Origin of the sequence: Priestia sp. 40, from assembly GCF_049368575.1 — a bacterium.
In the GTDB taxonomy this organism is placed as follows: Bacteria; Bacillota; Bacilli; order Bacillales; family Bacillaceae_H; genus Priestia; species Priestia zanthoxyli.
Genome location: NZ_JBMPZA010000015.1, coordinates 446430 through 468612, shown reverse-complemented (window position 1 = coordinate 468612; position 22183 = coordinate 446430). Strand labels below are relative to the sequence as shown.

At 37.8% G+C, this 22183-nt stretch carries 23 protein-coding genes and 2 riboswitches; of the genes, 17 read left to right on the top strand and 6 right to left on the bottom strand.

Annotated elements, in window-relative coordinates:
• The first annotated feature begins 343 nt into the window (after nucleotides 1-343).
• The 7 genes from iolG (at nucleotide 344) to ACO1DI_RS17235 (ending at nucleotide 9017) form a co-directional block, all read left to right on the top strand.
• Complete coding sequence (gene iolG, locus ACO1DI_RS17265; protein WP_115652996.1) at nucleotides 344-1366, top strand: inositol 2-dehydrogenase; 1023 nt, start codon at nucleotides 344-346, stop codon at nucleotides 1364-1366.
• A 76-nt stretch (nucleotides 1367-1442) separates the two neighbouring features.
• The gene (gene iolC / locus ACO1DI_RS17260) at nucleotides 1443-2450 is read left to right on the top strand and encodes a 5-dehydro-2-deoxygluconokinase (protein ID WP_115652997.1); all 1008 of its coding nucleotides are present in this window, start codon (nucleotides 1443-1445) and stop codon (nucleotides 2448-2450) included.
• Nucleotides 2451-2523: 73 nt separating this feature from the next.
• Nucleotides 2524-3981 (top strand): CoA-acylating methylmalonate-semialdehyde dehydrogenase, encoded by a 1458-nt coding sequence (locus ACO1DI_RS17255; protein ID WP_423145494.1) that lies wholly within the window; start codon nucleotides 2524-2526, stop codon nucleotides 3979-3981.
• A 112-nt stretch (nucleotides 3982-4093) separates the two neighbouring features.
• A complete protein-coding gene (gene iolD, locus ACO1DI_RS17250) occupies nucleotides 4094-6028 on the top strand; it encodes a 3D-(3,5/4)-trihydroxycyclohexane-1,2-dione acylhydrolase (decyclizing) (protein WP_423145493.1) in 1935 nt (644 codons plus the stop codon).
• Nucleotides 6029-6112: 84 nt separating this feature from the next.
• Entirely contained in the window at nucleotides 6113-7009 is an 897-nt protein-coding gene (iolE, locus tag ACO1DI_RS17245) for a myo-inosose-2 dehydratase (RefSeq protein WP_140451896.1), read from the top strand.
• Nucleotides 7010-7068: 59 nt separating this feature from the next.
• Nucleotides 7069-8094 (top strand): LacI family DNA-binding transcriptional regulator, encoded by a 1026-nt coding sequence (locus tag ACO1DI_RS17240; RefSeq protein ID WP_115653000.1) that lies wholly within the window; start codon nucleotides 7069-7071, stop codon nucleotides 8092-8094.
• Between the two features lie 134 nt (nucleotides 8095-8228).
• A complete protein-coding gene (locus ACO1DI_RS17235) occupies nucleotides 8229-9017 on the top strand; it encodes a 5-deoxy-glucuronate isomerase (RefSeq protein WP_423145492.1) in 789 nt (262 codons plus the stop codon).
• 253 nt (nucleotides 9018-9270) lie between these two features.
• Here the strand turns inward: ACO1DI_RS17235 and ACO1DI_RS17230 are convergent, their stop codons facing one another.
• The 3 genes from ACO1DI_RS17230 to ACO1DI_RS17220 form a co-directional block, all read right to left on the bottom strand.
• A complete protein-coding gene (locus ACO1DI_RS17230; protein WP_014461754.1) occupies nucleotides 9271-9489 on the bottom strand; it encodes a hypothetical protein in 219 nt (72 codons plus the stop codon).
• Nucleotides 9490-9838: 349 nt separating this feature from the next.
• Nucleotides 9839-10705, bottom strand: a complete 867-nt coding sequence (locus tag ACO1DI_RS17225) for a YitT family protein (RefSeq protein WP_014461753.1) — start codon at nucleotides 10703-10705, stop codon at nucleotides 9839-9841.
• A gap of 380 nt (nucleotides 10706-11085) precedes the next feature.
• Nucleotides 11086-11496, bottom strand: coding sequence for an Lrp/AsnC family transcriptional regulator (locus ACO1DI_RS17220; protein WP_014461752.1), 411 nt, complete (start codon nucleotides 11494-11496; stop codon nucleotides 11086-11088).
• A 195-nt stretch (nucleotides 11497-11691) separates the two neighbouring features.
• A riboswitch (PreQ1 riboswitch) is annotated at nucleotides 11692-11736 on the top strand.
• A gap of 9 nt (nucleotides 11737-11745) precedes the next feature.
• Between ACO1DI_RS17220 and ACO1DI_RS17215 the strand changes: the two genes are divergently transcribed.
• The 4 genes from ACO1DI_RS17215 (at nucleotide 11746) to ACO1DI_RS17200 (ending at nucleotide 13805) form a co-directional block, all read left to right on the top strand.
• Nucleotides 11746-12234, top strand: a complete 489-nt coding sequence (locus ACO1DI_RS17215) for a QueT transporter family protein (protein WP_014461750.1) — start codon at nucleotides 11746-11748, stop codon at nucleotides 12232-12234.
• 429 nt (nucleotides 12235-12663) lie between these two features.
• Complete coding sequence (locus tag ACO1DI_RS17210; protein ID WP_115653004.1) at nucleotides 12664-13113, top strand: hypothetical protein; 450 nt, start codon at nucleotides 12664-12666, stop codon at nucleotides 13111-13113.
• Nucleotides 13114-13184: 71 nt separating this feature from the next.
• Nucleotides 13185-13430, top strand: coding sequence for a hypothetical protein (locus tag ACO1DI_RS17205; RefSeq protein WP_115653005.1), 246 nt, complete (start codon nucleotides 13185-13187; stop codon nucleotides 13428-13430).
• Nucleotides 13431-13457: 27 nt separating this feature from the next.
• On the top strand, nucleotides 13458-13805 hold the full coding sequence (locus tag ACO1DI_RS17200; RefSeq protein ID WP_115653006.1) for a hypothetical protein: 348 nt from the start codon (nucleotides 13458-13460) through the stop codon (nucleotides 13803-13805).
• A 176-nt stretch (nucleotides 13806-13981) separates the two neighbouring features.
• Here the strand turns inward: ACO1DI_RS17200 and ACO1DI_RS17195 are convergent, their stop codons facing one another.
• Nucleotides 13982-14161 carry a hypothetical protein gene (locus tag ACO1DI_RS17195; protein WP_423145491.1) on the bottom strand — a complete coding sequence of 60 codons (180 nt, stop codon included), beginning with the start codon at nucleotides 14159-14161 and terminating at the stop codon, nucleotides 13982-13984.
• Nucleotides 14162-14589: 428 nt separating this feature from the next.
• Between ACO1DI_RS17195 and rluF the strand changes: the two genes are divergently transcribed.
• Nucleotides 14590-15306, top strand: a complete 717-nt coding sequence (gene rluF / locus ACO1DI_RS17190) for a 23S rRNA pseudouridine(2604) synthase RluF (protein WP_014461744.1) — start codon at nucleotides 14590-14592, stop codon at nucleotides 15304-15306.
• A 36-nt stretch (nucleotides 15307-15342) separates the two neighbouring features.
• Here the strand turns inward: rluF and ACO1DI_RS17185 are convergent, their stop codons facing one another.
• Nucleotides 15343-16296: a TRM11 family SAM-dependent methyltransferase gene (locus ACO1DI_RS17185; protein WP_042992352.1), complete on the bottom strand. Its 954-nt coding sequence runs from the start codon at nucleotides 16294-16296 to the stop codon at nucleotides 15343-15345.
• A 261-nt stretch (nucleotides 16297-16557) separates the two neighbouring features.
• Here ACO1DI_RS17185 and ACO1DI_RS17180 point away from each other — a divergent pair, with 261 nt between their 5' ends.
• The 5 genes from ACO1DI_RS17180 (at nucleotide 16558) to ACO1DI_RS17160 (ending at nucleotide 21114) form a co-directional block, all read left to right on the top strand.
• The gene (locus ACO1DI_RS17180) at nucleotides 16558-16716 is read left to right on the top strand and encodes a hypothetical protein (protein WP_014461742.1); all 159 of its coding nucleotides are present in this window, start codon (nucleotides 16558-16560) and stop codon (nucleotides 16714-16716) included.
• A gap of 167 nt (nucleotides 16717-16883) precedes the next feature.
• Entirely contained in the window at nucleotides 16884-17273 is a 390-nt protein-coding gene (locus tag ACO1DI_RS17175; RefSeq protein ID WP_014461740.1) for a tautomerase family protein, read from the top strand.
• A 359-nt stretch (nucleotides 17274-17632) separates the two neighbouring features.
• Nucleotides 17633-18637: a cell division protein FtsZ gene (ftsZ, locus tag ACO1DI_RS17170; protein WP_014461739.1), complete on the top strand. Its 1005-nt coding sequence runs from the start codon at nucleotides 17633-17635 to the stop codon at nucleotides 18635-18637.
• A 2-nt stretch (nucleotides 18638-18639) separates the two neighbouring features.
• Nucleotides 18640-18829: riboswitch (cobalamin riboswitch) on the top strand.
• A gap of 146 nt (nucleotides 18830-18975) precedes the next feature.
• Nucleotides 18976-20517: a nickel ABC transporter substrate-binding protein gene (gene nikA, locus ACO1DI_RS17165; protein ID WP_423145490.1), complete on the top strand. Its 1542-nt coding sequence runs from the start codon at nucleotides 18976-18978 to the stop codon at nucleotides 20515-20517.
• Nucleotides 20518-20586: 69 nt separating this feature from the next.
• Nucleotides 20587-21114, top strand: a complete 528-nt coding sequence (locus tag ACO1DI_RS17160) for a GNAT family N-acetyltransferase (RefSeq protein WP_014461737.1) — start codon at nucleotides 20587-20589, stop codon at nucleotides 21112-21114.
• A 574-nt stretch (nucleotides 21115-21688) separates the two neighbouring features.
• On the opposite strand, the gene ACO1DI_RS17155 is transcribed toward ACO1DI_RS17160, so the two are convergent.
• Entirely contained in the window at nucleotides 21689-22132 is a 444-nt protein-coding gene (locus tag ACO1DI_RS17155) for a YfmQ family protein (protein ID WP_014461735.1), read from the bottom strand.
• Nucleotides 22133-22183: the final 51 nt, after the last annotated feature.

The following is a 22183-nucleotide window of genomic DNA, read 5'->3' as shown; positions in this document are numbered from 1 at the left end:
TACATTTTTTGAACGTCAATTAAAATTTTAAATATATATAATTTTCAATTAAATTATTTTAATCATAAAAATATTAGTATGTAAGGCAATAATCACTGAATTCATGATAAAAATACTCAAATATAGAGAATTTCTTTATGTTTCATCGATAAATAGATAAAAAAATAAAAAAAATTTTTTGTAATATACGTTTAGATTTTCAAAAAAAAAATATTCTAAATAATCTATAAAAAATGTTTGCATTTCAGAAAACGTTATGTATAATTGGAATCAGGAAAGCGCTTAACCTACATAGAGGTTTGAGCGAATGTTTTCTTAACTTTTAATTAAAGGGGAAAATAAGATGGGAATTCTTACAATTGGAATAATTGGTGCTGGACGCATAGGGAAATTACACGTTGATAATTTAAAATTAATGCCGCAAATAAAAATTAAAGCGGTTTCAGATGTGGTAATAGACCATTTACATGAATGGGCTGCAAGTAAAGAAATTTCGACGTTAACAACAAATTATCAAGATTTATTAGCTGATCCAGAAATTGATGCCGTTTTCATTTGTTCGCCAACGAATACGCACGCATCGATTATTGAAGAAGCCGCTCGAGCGAAAAAACATATTTTCTGTGAAAAGCCCGTTAGTTTTTCAGTAGAAGAAACAATCCAAGCGTTAGAAGTAGTAAAAGAACACGGGGTACAGCTTCAAGTTGGCTTTAACCGACGCTTTGATCCCAACTTTAAAAAAGTGCATGATCTTGTACAGCAGGGAGAGGTAGGACAGCCGCATATTTTAAAAATCACTTCCAGAGACCCTCAGCCTCCGAGTCCCGAATATGTTCGCGCTTCAGGAGGATTGTTTATGGATATGATGATTCATGATTTTGATATGGCTCGTTATGTAATGGGCAGCGAAGTAGTAGAAGTATCGGCTTACGGCACGACGCTCATCAATCCTGCTATTGAAGAAGCGGGAGATATAGATACGGCAATTGTGTCATTAAAATTTGCAAATGGAGCTTTAGGTGTAATTGATAACAGTCGTCAAGCTGTCTACGGTTACGACCAGCGCCTTGAAGTATTTGGTGAAAAAGGTGCCGCTGCTGCTGATAATTGCCGTCCAACTACAGTAGAAATATCAACAGGCGAAAGTGTAGTGAAAGAGAAGCCGCTATATTTCTTCCTTGAACGCTATACACAAGCGTACATAGATGAAGTAACACAGTTTGCAAGAGCAATTATGGAAAATCAAAGCGTTATTTGTACAGGGAACGATGGATTACAGGCAGAACGAATTGCTAAAGCAGCAAAAAAATCTTTACTATCCGGGCAGCCAGTGAAGATTGAACATAAAAAATACGCAGTGAATTAATGACGGTAAACGTGGGGATGAAAGAAATTGATCTTTCTACCCTTTTAGGAAAGCGCTTAACTAAGGAGGAATAAAGATGAATCCGCTTGTTTTTAAAGAAAATCGTGAGTTAGATTTTATCGCTATCGGCCGCTTATGTATTGACTTAAATGCAAATGAAACACAGCGTCCAATGGAAGAGACTAAAACATTTACTAAATATGTAGGAGGCTCTCCAGCTAATATTGCGATTGGAGCAGCGAGGCTAGGCTTGAAAACCGGTTTTATCGGAAAAGTATCTGATGATCAAATGGGCCGCTTCATTACGGATTATCTGCAAAAAAATAAGATTAACACAGAAAGCATTGTTGTTGATAAAACAGGAGCCGTAACGGGGCTTGCTTTTACGGAAATCAAGAGTCCTACAGATTGCAGCATCTTAATGTATCGTGATAACGTAGCAGATTTAAAACTAGATCCTACAGAAGTATCAGAAGAATATATTAAGAAGTCAAAGGCTCTTTTAATATCTGGAACCGCTCTTGCAAAAAGTCCTTCCCGTGAAGCTGTGTTTCTAGCATTAGAATATGCACGTAAGCATGAAGTTGTAGTGTTTTTTGATATTGACTATCGTCCATATACATGGGAATCAGAAGCTGAAACAGCTGTCTATTTTAATTTAGCTGCTGAAAAATCAGATGTGATCATCGGTACGCGAGAAGAGTTTGACATGATGGAAAAACTTTTAAATTATAAAGAATCTAATGACCAAGTAACAGCAGAGCGCTGGTTTTCTCACCATGCTCAAATCGTCGTGATTAAACATGGTGGAGAAGGGTCTATTGCCTATACAAGAGATGGTGAGTCTCACCGCGGAGGAATATTTAAAACAAAAGTTCTGAAAACGTTTGGTGCTGGTGATTCCTATGCTTCAGCCTTTATTTATGGATTGATGCAAGGACTGGAAATTCCACAGGCAATGCGATTTGGGGGTGCCTCAGCTTCGATTGTAATTTCAAAACACAGCTGTTCAGATGCTATGCCGACAAGCGTTGAGCTCTTCAACTTTATAGAGACAGCAACGGAAGTTTTGCAGGAAGCTTAATAAACAAAGGGAAAATCTTGAGAGATTAAAGGAATAGAAGCTTATTAAAATCAGATAAAGGGAGAGAGATTGTATGACACAAACAGCAGTAAAAACAGTAAAAAACTATATTGGTGGACAATGGATTGAATCAGCTGCATCAAAAACGGAACCTGTGTATAACCCAGCGACAGGTGAATTAATCGCACAGGTGCCTCTTTCTACAAAAGAAGATGTAGATCAAGCGGTGCAAGCAGCAAATGAAGCTTTCAAAGGGTGGGCAAAAACAGCCGTGCCTAAACGTGCACGAATTTTGTTCAAGTATCAGCAGCTATTAGTAGATAACTGGGATGAATTAGCAAAGTTAGTGACGGTTGAAAACGGAAAAAGCTTTAACGAAGCGCGAGGTGAAGTGCAGCGTGGAATTGAATGTGTAGAATTCGCGGCAGGTGCTCCGACGTTAATGATGGGGAAACAGCTTCCTGACATCGCAACAGACATTGAATCTGGCATGTATCGCTATCCAATTGGTGTAATTGGAGGAATTACGCCGTTCAATTTTCCAATGATGGTTCCTTGCTGGATGTTCCCGCTTGCGGTTGCTTGCGGCAATACATTTGTGTTAAAGCCGTCTGAGCGTACACCTCTTTTAGCTGCAAGGTTAGCTGAACTGTTTGAAGAAGCTGGTTTGCCAAAAGGCGTATTAAACATTGTAAACGGCGCGCATGATGTGGTCAACGGTCTTCTTGAACATAAATTAGTGAAAGCTATTTCGTTTGTAGGTTCCCAGCCCGTAGCTGAGTATGTGTACAAAAAAGGCACGGAAAACTTAAAGCGTGTTCAAGCTTTAGCCGGTGCTAAAAACCATTCAATTGTATTAAATGATGCAGATTTAAACGTAGCAACAAAACAAATTATCGGAGCCGCTTTTGGTTCAGCAGGTGAACGTTGTATGGCAGCATCTGTTGTGACTGTACAGGAAGAAATTGCGGATCAGCTAATTGAAAGATTAGTAGAGGAAGCAAATGATATTGTAATTGGCGACGGCTTAGAAGAAAACGTCTTTTTAGGACCAGTTATTCGTGAAAATCATAAAGAGCGTACGCTCAGCTATATTGAATCAGGCGTGCAAGAAGGAGCAGAGCTTATTCGTGACGGTCGCACAGATGCAGCAGTAAATGGCAATGGCTACTTTGTCGGACCAACGATTTTTGATCGTGTGACGCAAGAAATGAAAATTTGGCAAGATGAAATTTTTGCACCTGTGCTGTCTATTATACGCGTGAAAACATTAGGAGAAGCCATTGAAGTAGCCAATAACTCTCGATTTGCGAACGGTGCTTGCATTTATACAGATAGCGGCGCAAGCGTACGTGAATTCCGCGAAAATATTGAATCCGGTATGTTAGGAGTAAATGTAGGGGTACCGGCACCTATGGCATTCTTCCCATTCTCTGGCTGGAAAGATTCTTTTTATGGTGATCTTCATGCAAATGGTACGGACGGCGTGGAGTTTTATACAAGAAAGAAAATGGTAACAACGCGCTGGTAAGTGAGTCATTAAAAATCGCATCTCATTTTAAAAGGAAGTATCAGGAATTAAAGATATTCCTTATGCTTCCTTTTTTTAAATCGCAATCTACTACTAGAAGGGAGAAAGAAGCATGGAAACAGTTAGGATGACGACGGCACAAGCATTAGTGAAGTTTTTAAATCAGCAGTATGTTGAATTTGATGGAAAGCAGCATCAGTTTATTAAAGGGATTTTTACAATTTTCGGGCACGGAAATGTGGTAGGTCTTGGGCAAGCTTTGGAAGAAAACCCAGGAAATCTAGATGTATATCAAGGGCGTAATGAACAAGGAATGGCCAATGCAGCGATGGCTTTTGCGAAACAAAAACATCGGAAGCAGATTATGGCTTGCACATCTTCAGTGGGGCCAGGTTCAGCAAATATGGTTACAACGGCAGCCACTGCTTCAGCTAATAATATTCCAGTTTTGCTGCTTCCTGGTGATGTATTTGCAACTAGACAGCCGGATCCCGTTTTGCAGCAAATTGAACAGTCATATGATTTATCTATTTCTACAAATGATGCCTTTCGACCAGTGAGTAAGTACTGGGATCGCGTAAGCCGCCCTGAACAATTGATGACAGCTATGATTAATGCGATGCGTGTGTTAACGAATCCTGCAGATACAGGAGCTGTAACTATTTGTTTGCCTCAAGATGTGCAGGGAGAAGCATGGGATTTTCCAGCTTATTTCTTCCAAAAGCGCGTTCACCGCATTGAGCGCCGCCTTCCGACTAGGGACAGTCTAGCAGATGCAATTCAATTAATGAAAACAAAGAAAAAGCCAATCATCATTTGTGGAGGAGGCGTTCGGTATTCAGAAGCTGCAAAAGAGTTAAAACAATTTGCTAGTGAGTTCCATATTCCATTTGGAGAAACTCAAGCAGGGAAAAGTGCGGTTGAAAGTGACTATCGCTATAATCTGGGCGGAATAGGTGTAACAGGGAACTCAGCTGCTAATACAATCGCTAAAGAAGCAGATTTAGTAATTGGAGTAGGCACTCGATTTACTGATTTTACAACAGCATCTAAACAGCTTTTTCAACATCCCAACGTGCAATTTCTTACCATTAACACGTCTGAATTTCATGCAAATAAACTTGATGCCGTGAAACTTGTAGCTGATGCAAAAGAAGGGTTGCTTGCTCTTAGGGAAGAGCTAAAATCAATTGGCTATCAGTCTGTTTATACAACAGAAATTACAAGTGCTAAAGACGCATGGGATACAGAATTAGAGCGTCTACATAGCATACGTTTTACTGGTGCAGATTTTGTTCCAGAAATACAAGGTCATTTAGATGAAAGCTTGGCTGAATATGTAGAATCACTTGGTACTCAATTAACGCAAACAGAAGTAATTGGAGAGGTGAATAAGCTCCTTAATGACAACTCCGTCATTGTTGGTGCAGCAGGAAGTCTTCCAGGCGACTTACAGAGAATGTGGAAGTCTAATAAACCTGATACCTACCATATGGAATATGGATATTCATGTATGGGATATGAAGTATCAGGCGCCCTTGGAGTTAAGCTGGCAGAACCAGCTAAAGAAGTGTATGCGATGGTTGGAGATGGAAGCTATCAAATGCTTCATTCAGAGCTTATTACAAGCCTTCAAGAAAGAAAAAAGATAAACATTTTACTGTTTGATAACTCCGGCTTCGGGTGCATTAATAACCTTCAAATGTCAAATGGTATGGGGAGCTTTGGCACAGAGTTTCGTTATCGAAACGGTGAAACAGGAAAGCTAAATGGGAACGTGATGAAAATTGATTTTGCAGCCAGCGCCGCGGGCTACGGTGTGAAAACGTATCGCGTAAGTTCTCTTGAAGAATTAAAAACGGCGATAGAAGATGCACAAAAACAAGAGGTTTCTACGCTAATTGATATTAAAGTGCTGCCAAAAACTATGACAAACGGTTATGAATCATGGTGGCATGTAGGAGTAGCAGAGGTATCTAAAAATCAGCATGTACAGGAAGCTTATAAAGATAAGGTGAAAAACCTTGAAATGGCAAGAGTTTATTAAGAAGCAGAAGAAAATGAGATTGTTGAAGAGAAACATCCGATAAATATAAAACAGGTTTTAATTTCATACAAGGGAGAGGAAGAGATGTTCAAGGAAAACACGGTAAAATTGGGGATTGCTCCAATTGCTTGGACAAATGATGATATGCCTGAACTGGGAGCTGAAAATACATTTGAACAATGTATCAGTGAGATGGCTTTAACCGGTTTTAGAGGAAGCGAGATCGGCAACAAATATCCGCGGAATGTTTCGATCTTAAGGAAGGCATTATCACTTCGGAATTTGGAAATTGCAAGCGCATGGTTTAGTACATTTTTAACGACAAAGCCGCTGGAAGAAACGGTGACGCCATTTATTGAACATCGCGATTTTTTATACGAAATGGGAGCAAAAGTAATTGTTGTATCTGAACAAGGACACAGCATTCAAGGGCTAATGGATGTTCCGTTATTCAAAGAAAAGCCTGTGTTCACGCCAACAGAGTGGAGCAGCCTTATAGAAGGCCTGCACCACCTTGGGAAACTAGCAAGAGAGAAAGATATGCATATTGTCTATCATCACCACATGGGAACAGGCGTACAAACAACAGAAGAAATTGAGCAGTTAATGGAGCTTACCAATCCGGAGCTTGTTTCGCTCCTATTCGATACCGGTCATCTTGTTTTTTCAGGCGAAGAACCTCTTTATATCTTAAAAAAATATCTTCATCGTATTAAGCATGTTCATTTAAAAGATATTCGCCAAGAAGTAGTTGATCGAGTCAAACAACAAGACCTGAGCTTCTTGCAAGCGGTAAAAGAAGGAGCCTTTACTGTTCCAGGCGACGGAGTTATTGAATTTGATGAAGTATTTACTACGCTCGCCGCTTCTGATTATAACGGCTGGTTTGTCGTAGAAGCAGAACAGGATCCAGCGCTTGCTAACCCTTTTGAATATGCGTTAAAAGCAAGAAACTTTATTAAAGAAAAAAGCGGTCTTTAATTTCCATTGTAAAAGGTTTACGCCTTTTATGTGTTTATGAAAGGAAAGGAGGAGATGAAATGAAGCCAACCATCTACAGTGTGGCTGAAGAAGCAGGTGTATCAATTTCCACCGTATCAAAAGTTATCAATCAAACCGGTCATATTAGTGAAAGAACAAGACAAAAAGTAATTGAGGTTATGGGGCAGTTGAATTACCACCCAAGCGTCGTAGCATCTGCTTTAACAGGAAAACCCACTAAAACGATTGGGCTTCTCGTACCCGACATCTCCAATCCTTTTTTTGCCGATTTGGCGAGAAGCATAGAAGACCGAAGCCATGAGCGAGGTTTCCATGTTGTAATGTGTAATACCGATAACAATGCGGAAAAAGAGAAAAAGTATTTATCGCTATTAATTCGTCAGAGAATCGATGGTTTAATTGTAGCATCTGCTTTTCGCAATGCTAATCTTTTAAAAGATATGCTGAAGCAAGATATACCGATTAGCGTTATTGCTTCAGAAATTCCTCACATATCCGTTAATACAGTGACAGTGGATGACTATAAGGGAAGCTATTTGGCGACTGATTATTTGCTATCTTTGCATCATAAAAAAATTGCGATTATTACAGAAAATGCAAAAAGTAATCACGCTCGTTTAGATGCTTTTCGAGACGCTATGCAAGAAAATGGAATCATTGTGCCGCCTCAGCACGTTATTACGACCGAAGCAAGTATTCAAAAAGGATATGAAAGTGCTAAGCAAATTTTTTCAATGAAGGAGAAAGTGACGGCTATTTTTGCTTGTAACGATTTACTGGCTATCGGAGTTATGCAAGCCGCAAAGGAATTCAAAATTGATGTGCCGCAAGACTTATCAGTGATTGGCTTTGATAATACGGTTCTTTCTACTACCATCACGCCCATGTTGACGACGGTAGCACAGCCGACAAAAGAAATGGCTATAAACGTAGTGGATTTGCTGGTTAGAGAAATGGAATATCCAACGATGCATAAAGAACATTTGCTTCTTGAGCCAAAATTGATTGTTCGGAAATCAACGGCTCCGTTACGAAGGGGCGCCACACCAGCTACAAATAATTGAACACAATCAAGAATATTGCCGTTAATAAAAAATCCTCATAGTCACATATTCAAGAGAATTTATAGAGTCTATGAAGAAAAAATGAGTGATTAGTAAATTCTGATTGCGCTACTACATAAAGGAGGAATTTAAGTATGTTAGGTAAATTAGGTGAATTAAATAAAGGATACAACGTACTTACAGAAATGACCGGTCAGCACAAAGATATGCTGATGGATATTGGAATTTATAAAATGTCCCAAGGAAAAGAGGAAACCTTGCTAGACAGCAGCAGTGAAACGGCTATTCTTTTACTAGAAGGAAAGGTAAAGCTAGAATGGGAAGGCCATTCGAAGGAAATTCAGCGTCAATCTCTTTTTGAAGAAGAGCCTTGGTGTTTGCACGTTTCAAAAAATGTGGAGGTTAAAATTACTGGGCTTGCCGATAGTGAAGTACTAGTTCAAAAAACGGACAATGAAAAAGAATTTTCATCAAAATTATATATGCCTGAAGATTGTCAAAACACAGTGGCTGGTGAAGGAGTATGGGAAGGTACTGCTCAGCGTGTCATTCGGACAATATTTGATTACAACAACGCTCCTTATTCTAACCTTGTTATTGGAGAAGTTATTTCTTATCCAGGAAGATGGTCGAGCTATCCGCCTCATCATCATGATCAGCCTGAAGTATATTACTATCGTTTTGACAAGCCGCAAGGATTTGGCTGTGCAATGGTTGGAGAAGATGCATACCGTGTAGTTGATAATAGTTTTATTACAATTCCTGGTGAATTGGATCACCCTCAAGCAACGGCTCCCGGCTATGCGATGTACTTCTGCTGGATGATTCGCCATCTTGACAATAATCCGTGGACAGACCGTATTATGGAAGAAGAGCATAAGTGGTTATTAGAGCCGGATGCAAAAATTTGGCCTGAAAAATAAATAAAGATCTTTATAAGAAATGGTTTTCAAATGTTGAAAAACTCGAATAAAAAATAATTATGCGTAAAATAATAGTTTATTTTTGTAAAATATGTTTTTATATGTTAAAATATAGCTTGTATTAATATTCAGGCGATGATATCGCTCTTTGCTGCAGATTCCTTTTTAGGAGTCTCTTTTTTTGGAAACAGAAGCAAAAGATACAGACAATTCGCATGTAAATTAAAAAGAAAAGGAGATAAGCGTAAGCCGCTTATCTCCTTTTCTTTTTAGCGTTATCTAATGCTAAGTTCTTTTTCACTACTTTTTCTAAAGTAACTTCCACGTGAACATTTTTTTCATCGATATCATTCACAAGCACGACGGTTCCTTTTCGTCCTTTAATCTTTAAATCATCACCCGTAGAAGGAATGTTTTCCCGCAGCTGGCTTAATAGAAGCTTTTTGTTTTCAAAAAAGTGGACAGCCACCATTTTATCTCACCTAATTTCATATGATATGTGTGATACAAAGATGTGTATATGAAATTCTTCCTATATATTATGTCGTCAGGGGTGGTTTTAGAACACATTGAATAGACAATTGTTGCATCGATATATGAAATAAATAGAATGGCATAGTTATAAATCTTCTATCCTTGGACATACTTATACTACTAATCTAAAAAGGGATGTGGATGAAAATGAAGGTGGCTATCGGATTAAGTGTATTTACGGTCGTTACAGGAGCAATTGCGTTAGGGTCGGTTTACTTTTTAGCAGGTATCTTTTCGTTTTTTCTAACGGTTTTTTCATAAAAAAATCCACCAAGAGGTGGATTTTTTTATTTAGCAGCGGCTTTTGTTTCATGAGGCGAATTGCCGATGAATCCAAATTTTCCGCCGACAACTTCTTTTACTTCGTGGATGACAATAAAAGAATTCGGGTCAATTTGCTGGATTTTCTTTTTAATTTTTAATAACTCGTTCTTTTTAATAACAACGTAAATAATACGTTTATCTTTATTGGCGTAGTAGCCATATCCGTAAAAGATGGTGGCTGCATTTCCAAATTCACTGGTAATAACTTGTGCGATGTCTTTGTACTGATCAGACATAATGGTCATTGCTTTTTTGTTGTGGAAACCTTCGATAACGATGTCGACGATTTTGGCACAAAGATAGACGAATATAAAAGTATAGAGTGTATTGTTGACGCCAATGGCAAAAATCGATGCTAAGATAATGACGCTGTCCATGTAGAACATGCTTTTCGAGATATTATAGCCTTTTGTGTAGTTTAATAAATAAGCTAAAAGAGTTGTTCCACCGGTAGATCCATCCGCGATAAAAATAAGAGCCAGTCCTGTTCCCATGAGTAAGGCGCCGAATACAATTCCTAAAATCATGTCGTGAACGTGAAAGGGAATATAACTGACTAAGCCGAGGAAAACGGACGTCATGACAGCTCCTAGAATCGTATAAAGAATGGTTTTTTTAGTTAGAAATTTATAAGCTAAGGCAATGAATACAAGGTTCACAAGAAATGTGCTGATACTTGTAGGTATATGAAACAAATAATATAAAACAAGAGCAATACCAACCGTACTTCCGTCACCTAATTTATTTGGAATGACAAAAAAATCAATCGATGCAGCAACTAAAAGCGCTCCGGCAATAATTAAAATGATGTCTTTATAGATTGTTTTCAATATGCAAACCTCCCTGATCATTAGGATATTTTCATGTGGAATCTTGTTTTTACTAGTGTTTCACAAATGATAAAATAAAAAACGTCTTAGAAATTGTCTAGTTATAAAACTGATCAACTTCTAAGACGAAGAATTACGATACGTGTATATGTCTTGAGTCTGCGTTTCTATGCTTCGATGTCACCGATTATATAAACCTCTGACCGCTATGTCAACGCTATGAGAGATGTTCAACTTTTCAAAAAATAGAAGGCGGTTTCCTACATAAAAAAAGAATCCTTTGCGACGGCGCAAAGGATTTTCAAATTTATTGGAATAGGGGGAATACGTTATTAGAATTGCCATTTTCATAAATTAATATACCTTTATTTTTAAAAAAATTATTGGTTAATGACGATTGAAAGTTTGTAATTGACATGCTGATTTAGCTCTGTCAAAAAATCATTTAATTCTTCATTTGAATGAAATTTGCATTCTAGTAAGTAGCAACCATCACCGCTGATTTTAAAGTTGTTGATAACGTACTCCTGCTGACTTTCTAAAAATGTAAGGTAGGGGTGGTGATGAATGCTCTGCGTATAGATATTTAAAAATGCATGGGTGGTGTAGCCAAGTTTCCGTTCATCAATGTTAATTGTATAGCCTTTGATAATGCCTTCATCTTCTAACTTTAATACTCTAGCAGAAGCGGCTTGTCCGGTTAAATGCACTTTTTCTCCTAATTCTTTCATCTTTATACGTCCATTTTTTGATAGCTCTTCTAGTATGCGTTTATCTGTATTATCTAACATCGCTACAAATCCTTTCGTATTTCAAATCAAAAGGGTTAACTACTTTATGTCACCTATGTATACTGGTACGTCTTCTATTTTATACTAAGGGAAAGTAAGAAAAAAGAGCAGTCAATATGGAAGACATGAAAGCAGCAGTAGTTTGTAAACAGCTCGATTGACGAAAGCTTAAGCTTGCTGTATGATTCTTTGAGTGTTTACGTGGTTCGTAACCATCCCACGTTAAAAAACTAAGGAGAGAATAGTAAGATGAATATAAGAACACTTTGCGTCAACGGTCTTTTAGCTGCTATGTATATTGCTGTCAGCATGCTAATTCAGCCGTTTGGCTTCACCAATATCCAATTTCGTATATCAGAAATGTTCAATCATTTGATTGTATTTAATAAAAAGTACGTGTACGGCATTGTACTAGGGGTATTTCTGACGAATTTGTTTTTTTCACCAATGGTCGCTTATGACCTGGTGTTTGGGGTAGGACAATCCGTACTATCATTACTCATTACCATTGTTTCTATGCGCTACATTAAAAATATGTGGGCTCGTATGCTTGTTAATACACTTGTATTTACATTTACGATGTTTATTATTGCGTTTGAACTTCACCTAGCATTTGATTTACCATTTTTCTTTACATGGTTAACAACAGCTGTTGGTGAGTTTGTGGTTATGCTTGTTGGAGCACCAATTATGGCGGCAATTAATAAACGTGTACAATTTAATAAGCTAGTTGGATAAAAAGATATGGCTGTGATAAATCTCACAGCCACATCTTTTTTTCTTTGTTATTCTATAAGTGTAGTGATAAACCCCTTATTATTGAAGAGCTTTTCACGCATGGACAAATTACCCATATCTAGCATGTAAAAAGAGCAGGTCGCGTTTGCGTTCTGCTCTTTTTGCGTAAGGAAATAGCCGATTAAATTATTTTGAAAGAAGGAGTGACAAATCTCACAGCGCATACTTTTTTCTTTTGTTACGATATACATATGGTTGGCAAACTCCTTATCGAAAAGTTTTTCGCACAACAACACATTACCTATGCGTAGCAATTAAAAAAGCAGACCGATGACGGTTTGCTTTTTTAATTGTGTGTTTTTACCATTAAATTACTATTTTGAGTTATAATTGTAAGGTGATTTTTGTTACGAGAGAGGGGATTATTTTTTGAGCAGAAAGTTAGGACTTCTTGTTTTATTAGCGTTAGCCATCGTGTTTTCCGGATGTTCAAAAGAAGAAGGCAAAGCTCCTTTACAAGAGCTAGAAAAGATCCATATTAACGTCATCAAAGAACAAAAGATGAAGCAAGGGATTTCATATGAAATGGAATTAGTAAACAAGAGCGATTTGACCATCAAACAAAATAATGTCTTTTTATCCTATCCTTTAAAAATGAAAAACGGTTATTCTGACAATGAATTTAAGGTGTTGGCAGAAGGCAATAAGTTAAATATTAAGCCAAAACAAAAGGTAAAGTTAACTGCATTTCTTCCTTATAAAGGAACTAATAAAGAAGCGTTAGCTATTGATGAGCCTGACGTAAAGTGCATAGGATATTGGAATGAACTTGATGACTACCATCAATTTTCTTTTGGAGGATCTTTGAAGCGAGAATAATAGAAAGCTATTTGTTAAATAGTGGAACTTAAAGGGTGTGAAATCGTATATAAACCAAGGGGGAGATTTCATTGAAGAGATACGGACTATTTATCATTAGCTTCATTGTGTTGCTCGGTAGCTTTCAACTGCTATCAGGCATGATTCTTACGTTTTTGTATGTTCCAGAAAGCGCGTATACGTGGAGCTCAAGTGAAGGTTTAGCAAGTAAAGTAATGTTCGGCAGTCATTCACCTAGCTTTGCTTTTGTAATTCCCGTTTTAGCAGCTACAGCCGCTTTTTTTATCTCTAAAAAATGGGTTAGGAAAAGTGTATAAGAAACTGATAGCGGTGGTGAATGAACAGTGAGTGTAGACACGGATAGATTAGTTAGCTTCTTCATTTTATGGGGAACACCGGCTGTTTTTAGTATAATAGAGTATTTTAAACTGAGTAAAACTGAAAAAAAAGAAGCTATACGAGACTTAACATCTTTAAAATCTATTGTAACAATAGGGTTTATATTGATTGGAGGAGTGATGGCGAGTTTAGGTAGAGTATTATCTCTGCTGCCTCTGCACGTTATAGGTATTTTTATTTTAGCTATTGGTGGTATCGTGGGCGCTGTTGAAGCATGGAAAACAGAAAGAAAGAGAAGTATTGTTATCCTTGTTTTCATAGTATCTATGATTGCTCTTACATTTGTAATATAAATTCCAAACGTACCAGGAGCTGCTCAAATCATGAGCAGCTCCTGGTAGTTTCTTATCTATTGTGTTTCAATCTGTTGATCTTTTTTCTTTAACGTAAGAGCGAGCAGGAACGAGACGACAGCGAAAGCGATGGCTACATAATAGACGGTATGAACTCCGCTTGTCATGCTTTTTATTTATAATAGCGTTTTATTCGTTTCATTTGATTGTTGAATAAAGTGCTGAGAAGCCATAGTCATAATACTTGTATACAAAGCAGGACCAATCGCGCCTGAAACTTGGTTAATCGTATTTGAAATAGCTGAACCATGAGCATGAAGCGGTTTTGGCACTTGATTTAAAGCAAGCGTCATCACGGGTCCTATGCTTAAACCTACGCCAATTGTAAAGGCAGCGTATAAAATAGCTGCCGTTTAAATCCAATTTTATCAAACAAACGTCCTCCGGCCATAGCTGTTAAAGCCAGCGTTACTCCTCCTGGAAGCATAAGAAAACCTGATGGTAGCAACTCTATACTGATCAGTCAATCCAGACGTCTAGGTCTTGTATAGGAGTGAAGATTGATGCAGGTTTCACAGGTGTAAGCATTGATTGAAATGTTAAGAATAAGGTTACAAAGTATTTTGGACCTATACTTCTATTACTGTTAAAAAAATATGATTAAGTAATGAAATTAAAAGAAGACGAGAAGCGTATAGCATGTTACGATAGGGACGGTATAGAAATTGGCATATGTCTTTTTCTAATAGAAGAGACAAATTTTAAAATTTTTAAATGTAAGGTTGTGATTCACCTGAGACTGAATAAATTTATTAGCGAATCTGGAAAGGCGTCAAGACGCGGGGCAGATAAGTTAATTAGTGAAGGAAGAGTAACCGTTAATGGAAAGGTTGCAAAAATCGGAGATCAAGTTAAGCCTGGCGATGATATTCGAGTAAGCGGCCAACAGCTTCGGATTGCTCGAAATAATGTATATATTGCGCTTAATAAACCAGTCGGCATTACAAGTACGAGTGAAAAAAAAGTAAAGGGAAACATCATTGATTTAGTCAATCACCCTTTGCGTATTCACCACGTTGGACGACTTGATAAGGATTCAGACGGCTTAATTTTACTTACAAATGACGGCGATATTATTAACGAAATTTTACGTGCAGAAAACAAGCATGAAAAAGAATATATTGTTGCAGTAGATAAGCCGATTACACCAGAGTTTATCAAAAACATGTCTGAGGGAGTAAAAATTTTAGGCACAAAAACGCTTCCTTGTAAAGTGACACAGCTGTCTAAGTATGAGTTTCAAATTATTTTAACACAGGGTTTAAATCGTCAAATTCGCCGTATGTGTGAAGTGCTCGGATATGAGGTATACCGCCTTCAGCGCACGCGTATTATGAATATCCATTTAAACAACTTACCGGTTGGGCAATGGAGAGATTTAACGAAAAAAGAGCGTACGCAGCTATTCAAAGAATTAGACTATGAACCTAAAGAGTGGTAAATCAAAAGACACCAGCCTGTTAGACTGGTGTCTTTTTTATTCGCATACAACTACTTGTCTAGAAAATACGCTTTTACGCGCTACGCAGCGATCTGAAATAGAAAAGCCAGCTTCATGAATCATATGATCAATCGTATCTACTGTAATCACGACTACTTTATCCGCAAAGCGGCGAGCGTGTTTCAAAATAGAAAGCTGATCTTCAGGCGTCGCGTGGGTGTAGAGATTGTAAGGCATGTCGATGATAGCTACGTCATAGTGAGTGGTAACCTCTGAAATCGGTCCGGTTTTGACATCACCGCTTAAGCCGAAATGCGCAATATTTTCACGAGATCCGTCGGTCACAAGTGGATTGATATCGCGTCCTACAATATCAATGCCCATTGACAGGGCTTCTACAAGGACTGTACCGATACCGCAGCATGGATCGATCGCTTTGATTCCTTCAGGGTTTGGAACGGCAATGTTAGCTACAGCTCTTGCAAGGCGGGTACTGAGTGCTGTAGAGTATTCACGCGGTTTCTTCAAATGATGCAGCCATACAGCTTCGCTTTTTTGGTATTTCCCAAAATACCAGCGTCCTTCAAATGGAACAATGCCAAACAAATGGTCAGGGTTATGCAGGTCTGCTTCTGCTACAAAATGCCAACCCACATCACGTTCAATCGCACGCTGACCTTTATAACTTATTTTTTGATCTTTTTCCAAGTCATTAATTTTCATGAAAATGAGTTTAAATGTTTTGTCTCCAAGGTCAATATCTTCTACTTGCTTACAAATATCTGCAAGGTCATCTGATTCATACATAATATCTAATCGCTCTTTGATAAAAGGGCTTCTGCTTGGATCAAGTTTAACGGCACTTTTTATGATAGGTTTCTCAGTTTCAATTTCAAAAAGAGAGCGTCTCTCTAATTGACATAGTGAGAGTTCCTCTTCGCTGCATGCGTATGTGTAGATATACTGAGGCAGCTGCGTATGGTTATTCAATATCGTATCATCCTTTATCGTATCTAATTATCCTTCTTCTCAAACAATAGCGAGAAAAGAAGAGAAAAGCAACGAATTTAAATATATTTGGCCGTGAATACTAAATTGAAGCGCTTCATAGTCCACTTATTTGACAAAACATGCTAAAATAACTGATGGTAACCTGCATATGCTGCTGTTTATACAAAAGAACTGAAATAAGGTTTCTCAAAAAATCATTTACACACTGCTGACATTTTGATGAATAGGAGAGGCTACGTGATGTCTAAAAGTGATCATGAAAAGCAACAGATGAGTCGGGCTGATATGAAAAAACAAGCCAAAACATCCTCGCAAAACCTTGTGATGAACGTACTCATTGCCATTGTATCTGTATGTATTTTAGCTCTTATTATAAATGTTTTTATACTAATGAAATGAGCCGTTATGCTGCTCATTTCTTTTTATTAGGTTCAGCTTTTATTAAAGTGTTTGAGGTCTCTTTCACTAGAGAGCACATTATGAATAGCATATCTTTTTTTTACAAATGATAGTTGTGATATGATGAAGCAATAATACATTAGACAAAAGGCTGGAGGTTACTTAGTATGCCATTACTTAGATTTGATGTAATAGAAGGAAGAGATGAAAAAGAGTTAAAAACACTGCTAGACGCTACGCACCGAGCGATGCTAGAAGCCTTTGGCGTGCCGGAGCGCGATCGTTATCAAATTGTACATCAGCATCCTGCTCATGAAATGATCATTGAAGATACAGGTCTGGGCTTTGAGAGAAGCAAGGATTTGGTTATTATAAGCGTAACGAGCAAACAGCGAACAGAAGAGCAAAAACAAGCTCTTTACAGATTAATTGTAAAAGAGCTGGGAGAAAGCTGCGGTATTCAGCCAAACGACATTATGATTTCAATTGTTGAGAACGGTAATGCTGACTGGAGCTTTGGCATGGGAGAAGCTCAATTCTTAACTGGGAAATTATAAAACGGTTTATTATTTAGAGAAGCCCTTATTTCTAAGGGCTTTTTCTCATTTTGCCTATAAAAATATTATTCTCTTAGTCACATCTTACTCAAAATTAAATACAGACATCTGTCAAATGAATGATACAATAAGCTTATATGCCGTTTTGAGTGGAAAAGCCATAAAAGAGTTCGGCGTACTAATTTTAGAACAACAATAAATTTACATAAAGATGTAAAGATTTAAAGGTTAAAAGAGAAATGTACAAAATCTGTAAAACAAAAGAACAGTTACGCGTTACACATAGGAGTAAAAGGTTCTTCACATGTTTTTTCGGATAAGAAGAGAAAGTAATTTTGATCATTGAGGAGGAACTTAGAATGTTTGGATTTGATGCAGATGTATCGCCACTAGTGCGAATTAAAGTAATTGGGGTCGGCGGTGGAGGAAATAACACCGTTAACCGTATGATTGAACACGGTGTACAAGGAGTAGAATTTATCGCCGTTAATACGGATGCTCAGGCGCTTAACTTATCTAAAGCAGATGTGAAAATGCAGATTGGTGCGGCATTAACGCGAGGATTAGGTGCAGGAGCTAATCCAGAAGTAGGAAGAGAAGCAGCCGAAGAAAGTAGAGAACAAATTCAAGAAGTGCTGCAAGGTGCAGACATGGTATTCGTAACAGCTGGCATGGGCGGAGGAACCGGTACTGGAGCAGCTCCGGTTATTGCTCAAATTGCCCGTGAACTAAATGCTTTAACAATTGGAGTCGTTACTCGCCCGTTCAAGTTTGAAGGAAATAAACGTACCAAGCAAGCAGTAGGCGGTATTACTGCTATGAATGAATCAGTAGATACTCTTATTGTCATTCCAAACGACCGTTTGCTTGAAATTGTTGATAAAAAGACGCCTATGCTTGAAGCATTCCGTGAAGCAGATAATGTTCTTCGCCAAGGTATTCAAGGTATTTCAGACTTAATTGCTGTTCCAGGCCTGATTAACCTTGACTTTGCTGATGTAAAAACCATCATGTCTAATCAAGGATTTGCGCTTATGGGTATCGGACGAGCTTCCGGATCAGACCGGGCAATTGAAGCAGCGAAAAAAGCGATTTCTAGTCCGCTGCTAGATGCATCGATTGATGGAGCAAGAGGCGTGCTGTTGAACATTACGAGCGGCAGCAGCCTAAGTCTTTACGAAGTACAGGAAGCAGCAGATATTGTCACGTCCGCTTCTGATCAGGACTTAAATATGATTTTTGGATCTGTGATTAATGAAGATTTAAAGGACGAAATGATGGTAACCGTTATTGCGACTGGATTTGATGATGAAGATATTTCACCATCAGCTTCTACTTCTAGAGTTTCAAGAGCACGCTACTAAATTAAATAACCAGCTTTTATGGTGGCAATTGTTTTTCAATTGCCTTAAAAGGGAATCCGGTGCAAATCCGGAGCGGTCCCGCCACTGTAACAAGGAGCCTTATGTCAAAAAGCCACTGTCTATTTAGAGACGGGAAGGCGGTATAAGGCAGTGACTTGAAGCCAGGAGACCTGCCATAAATTACAGCACACAATAACCTACGAGGATAGGGAGGTGTTTTGGCAGAATGAAAAATAGGATAAACAAGGGGATATGTTTATCTAATTTTGTTGTGAAGACAAGCACTTCTTTTTAGAAGTGCTTTTTTTTGTGTATTAAAATAGAAGGTGGAAAAATGAATGATAAATAATAAAAAGCTCGTATCTATATTAATTTTTGTTTTACTTTGTCTTACTGCTTGTACGCCTCATGAAGAGAGTATGAGTATAAAAGAAGGAAAGAAAACGAATAAAAGCGCTACATTTTTATTTAATTTCACCCCTGCAACCCTTGATCCTCATACCGATGATGATTATACGGCAGTCCGTGCAGGAGTGGGGGAGACGCTTGTCAAAATCAGCGACGATTTAAAAATAAAGCCTTGGCTTGCTGAAAAGTGGGAAACAAAAGATAACGGTCTTACGTGGACATTTACGATAAAAAAGAACATCACGTTTCAAAATGGAAAAGCGCTGGATGCAAATGCCGTGAGGTCTTCTCTTCAAAGAGCAATAACTCAAAACTATGCGATGGGAAACGCTTTAAAAATCAAAGAAATGAAAGCGAATGGTCATACGCTCACAATTACATTAAAAGAGCAAATGCCTAAATTTCCTTCTGAATTAGTGCATCCAAATACAGCTATTATAGACGTTGATGCTTCTCATATAGCTAAGAAACCCATTGGCACAGGTCCATTTCACGTCTTATCTTTTGATCAAGGAAATCAAGTGAAATTAGAAAGGTATAAGGATTATTGGAATGGAAAAGTAAAGTTGAAAAGCGCGATCTTTGCATTTAACGAAGATGCTAATGCGCGAGTTGCTGCTCTTCAATCTGGAACAGCCGACATTATTTATCGCCCGCCTTTAGAAAGCTTGGGCACTTTACAAACAGATCCGTCTTTTAAGGTAAGTGGAGTACCTAGTGTGCGCACTCATTTATTGCTTTATAATCAAACCAATGACGCATTAGAAGACGAAAATGTACGAAAAGCTATCGATGCCTTATTGAACCGAAAAGAAGTTGTCAGCAGCATCATGAACAATCAAGCGGCAGCGGCTCGAGGGCCATTTTTACCCCAATTTCCGTTTGCCGATAATACAGCTAGTGATCAAAGAGGTATCGCATCTGCTAAAAGATACTTAGAGAAAGCAGGTTATCAAATCAAAAACGGAAAAACAATCAGAAACGGAAAGCCATTATCGCTCTCTCTTGTCACATACAGTTCTTTGCCAGAACTTCCTTTAATTGCGCAGCTTATACAGTCTAATGCGAAAGAGTTAGGAATCAATATTAAGATTCATCTCGTTGAGGACAGCGATGAATATTTAATGGCAAAAGACGATTGGGATTTAGCATTGTATAGCCTTATCACAGCACCTAGAGGAGATGCCAGCTATTATTTGAGTACGAACTATTTGCCGGGCGGTGGTTTAAATGCCAGCCGAATTAATGATGATAAACTAACAAAAATGATTCAGCAGTTAAATTCAACCGTAGAAGACGCAAAGCGAGATCAGTTAGCTAAGCAAGCAACCGCTTTGATTAATGGGAAAATGCTGACGTCATCGATTGTACATCCAAACATTGTTGTTGCTTATAATCAAAAAGTGAAAAACTGGACAACAAATCCAAGCGAGTATTATATGCTGACTCAGCATTTAGACATAATGCCATAGTCAATATTTTTGTTCCTATAGGAAAAAGAGAAAGTATACAATGACAGATAAAAGGATGTGACAGTAGACGTGCAAGAAGTACAAATGTATCAAATTAAAGAAGTAAAAGAAAAGGATGCTGAAGTGATTCAGTTTGTCATGAATATGCGGAATGAGCTATTTCCTATGCTGGAAAAAAATCAGCTTCCTGTGGATTTGCTTTATTTTAATGAACATTATGTTCAAGCGAAAGGCGCTGCTTTTTTTTCAGCTGTCACGGAAAATCAACAAGTAATTGGTACCATTGGTTTATACGCTTACGATGGACGGTTTCATGCATTAAAAGAGCGATATGAACATAGAACTGCAGCCGAGATTGTAAAGTGCTATGTGGATCCAGCGTACCGGCGTCTAGGTATCGGACAGCAGCTGTTAAAGGCAGTGGAACAATTTGCCCAAAATCATTTTTATGACACGTTGTATCTGCATACTCATCCTTTTTTACCTGGCGCTATTCCTTTTTGGGCTTCACAAGGCTTTATCAAAAGGCTAGCTGAACAGGATGAGCCTTGGAATACGCTGCACATGGACAGAAGAATACAACGAGTTGTAATGTAACGAGATCATACAGTAATTACCATGGAATCTGTATATGGGCTCATGCTATAATGAAGGTAACTTACATTTATAGCCTGTAGGGCAAGTCCTTACAGAAAAGAACCACGTTTCGAATTGGCTGAAACGTGGTTTTTTTCTATGAAAAACAAATAACAAAATATTTTTAAAAATATATATGAAATCGCTTTCAAAATAATGAAATATATTATATAATTACTAGTGTTGTGTTGTACTTTGTTAGTGTTAAATCAATATCCTACATGTGTGAGCCGATTGCCTTATGGTAGTCGGCTTCCTTTTTTTATAGTAGAAGTCTAAAGGGAAATAGCGTTCGTTAAAATGGCTGTAATCGTCATGACAATAGTGGTCCCGAATGCCCACTTGAAAAGAAAGAAAAGTTGCAATCATGCCAAACCCTAACAAAGAAAGCATTATCCATCACCTCTTAAAAAGTTAGAAAATTCTATTAATTTATATTATAGCATTAGATTTAATGTTAAAGTTTGGTATTTTTAAATAAGATAGCTTTAACCTAAAACTAAAAACTAAAAAAGCCGCCTTATAGGCGACTGGTTTAAGCTAGGTCAGCTGTTATGGACTGCTTTTGAAGGTGATCAGACAGCAGGCTGTAAGCAATAATTTTCCTTTTATACTGTTTTACGACATCGACGTGATCATGATAACTGTATACGCATAATCGAACATCGTTTTTCCCTTTTTTCGTATCGATAATCAGTGGAGTTTCACTGTCTTCTAGGTGTTTATAATAGTCCTTATTTCCTTCGTGGACGTAATATTGTTTTAAAAATGTTGCTTTATTAAAATAATCAATCACTTGCATTTTGTCTTTGCCTTCTAAATGTTTCCCATCAACTGTGACAGTAACGTTTTGATCATCAAGTGTTGGGTGTAATTGAAATTTAGTCATAAGCCATTTGACCACTGGAGTTGGAAGACACGTTATTAATATTTTGAGTGCACTTACAAGAATGATGGAAAGTAATACAATCCACGTCATAGTTAATCATCTCCGCTATAGTTTAAATGAAATAAGATTACATACTTATTT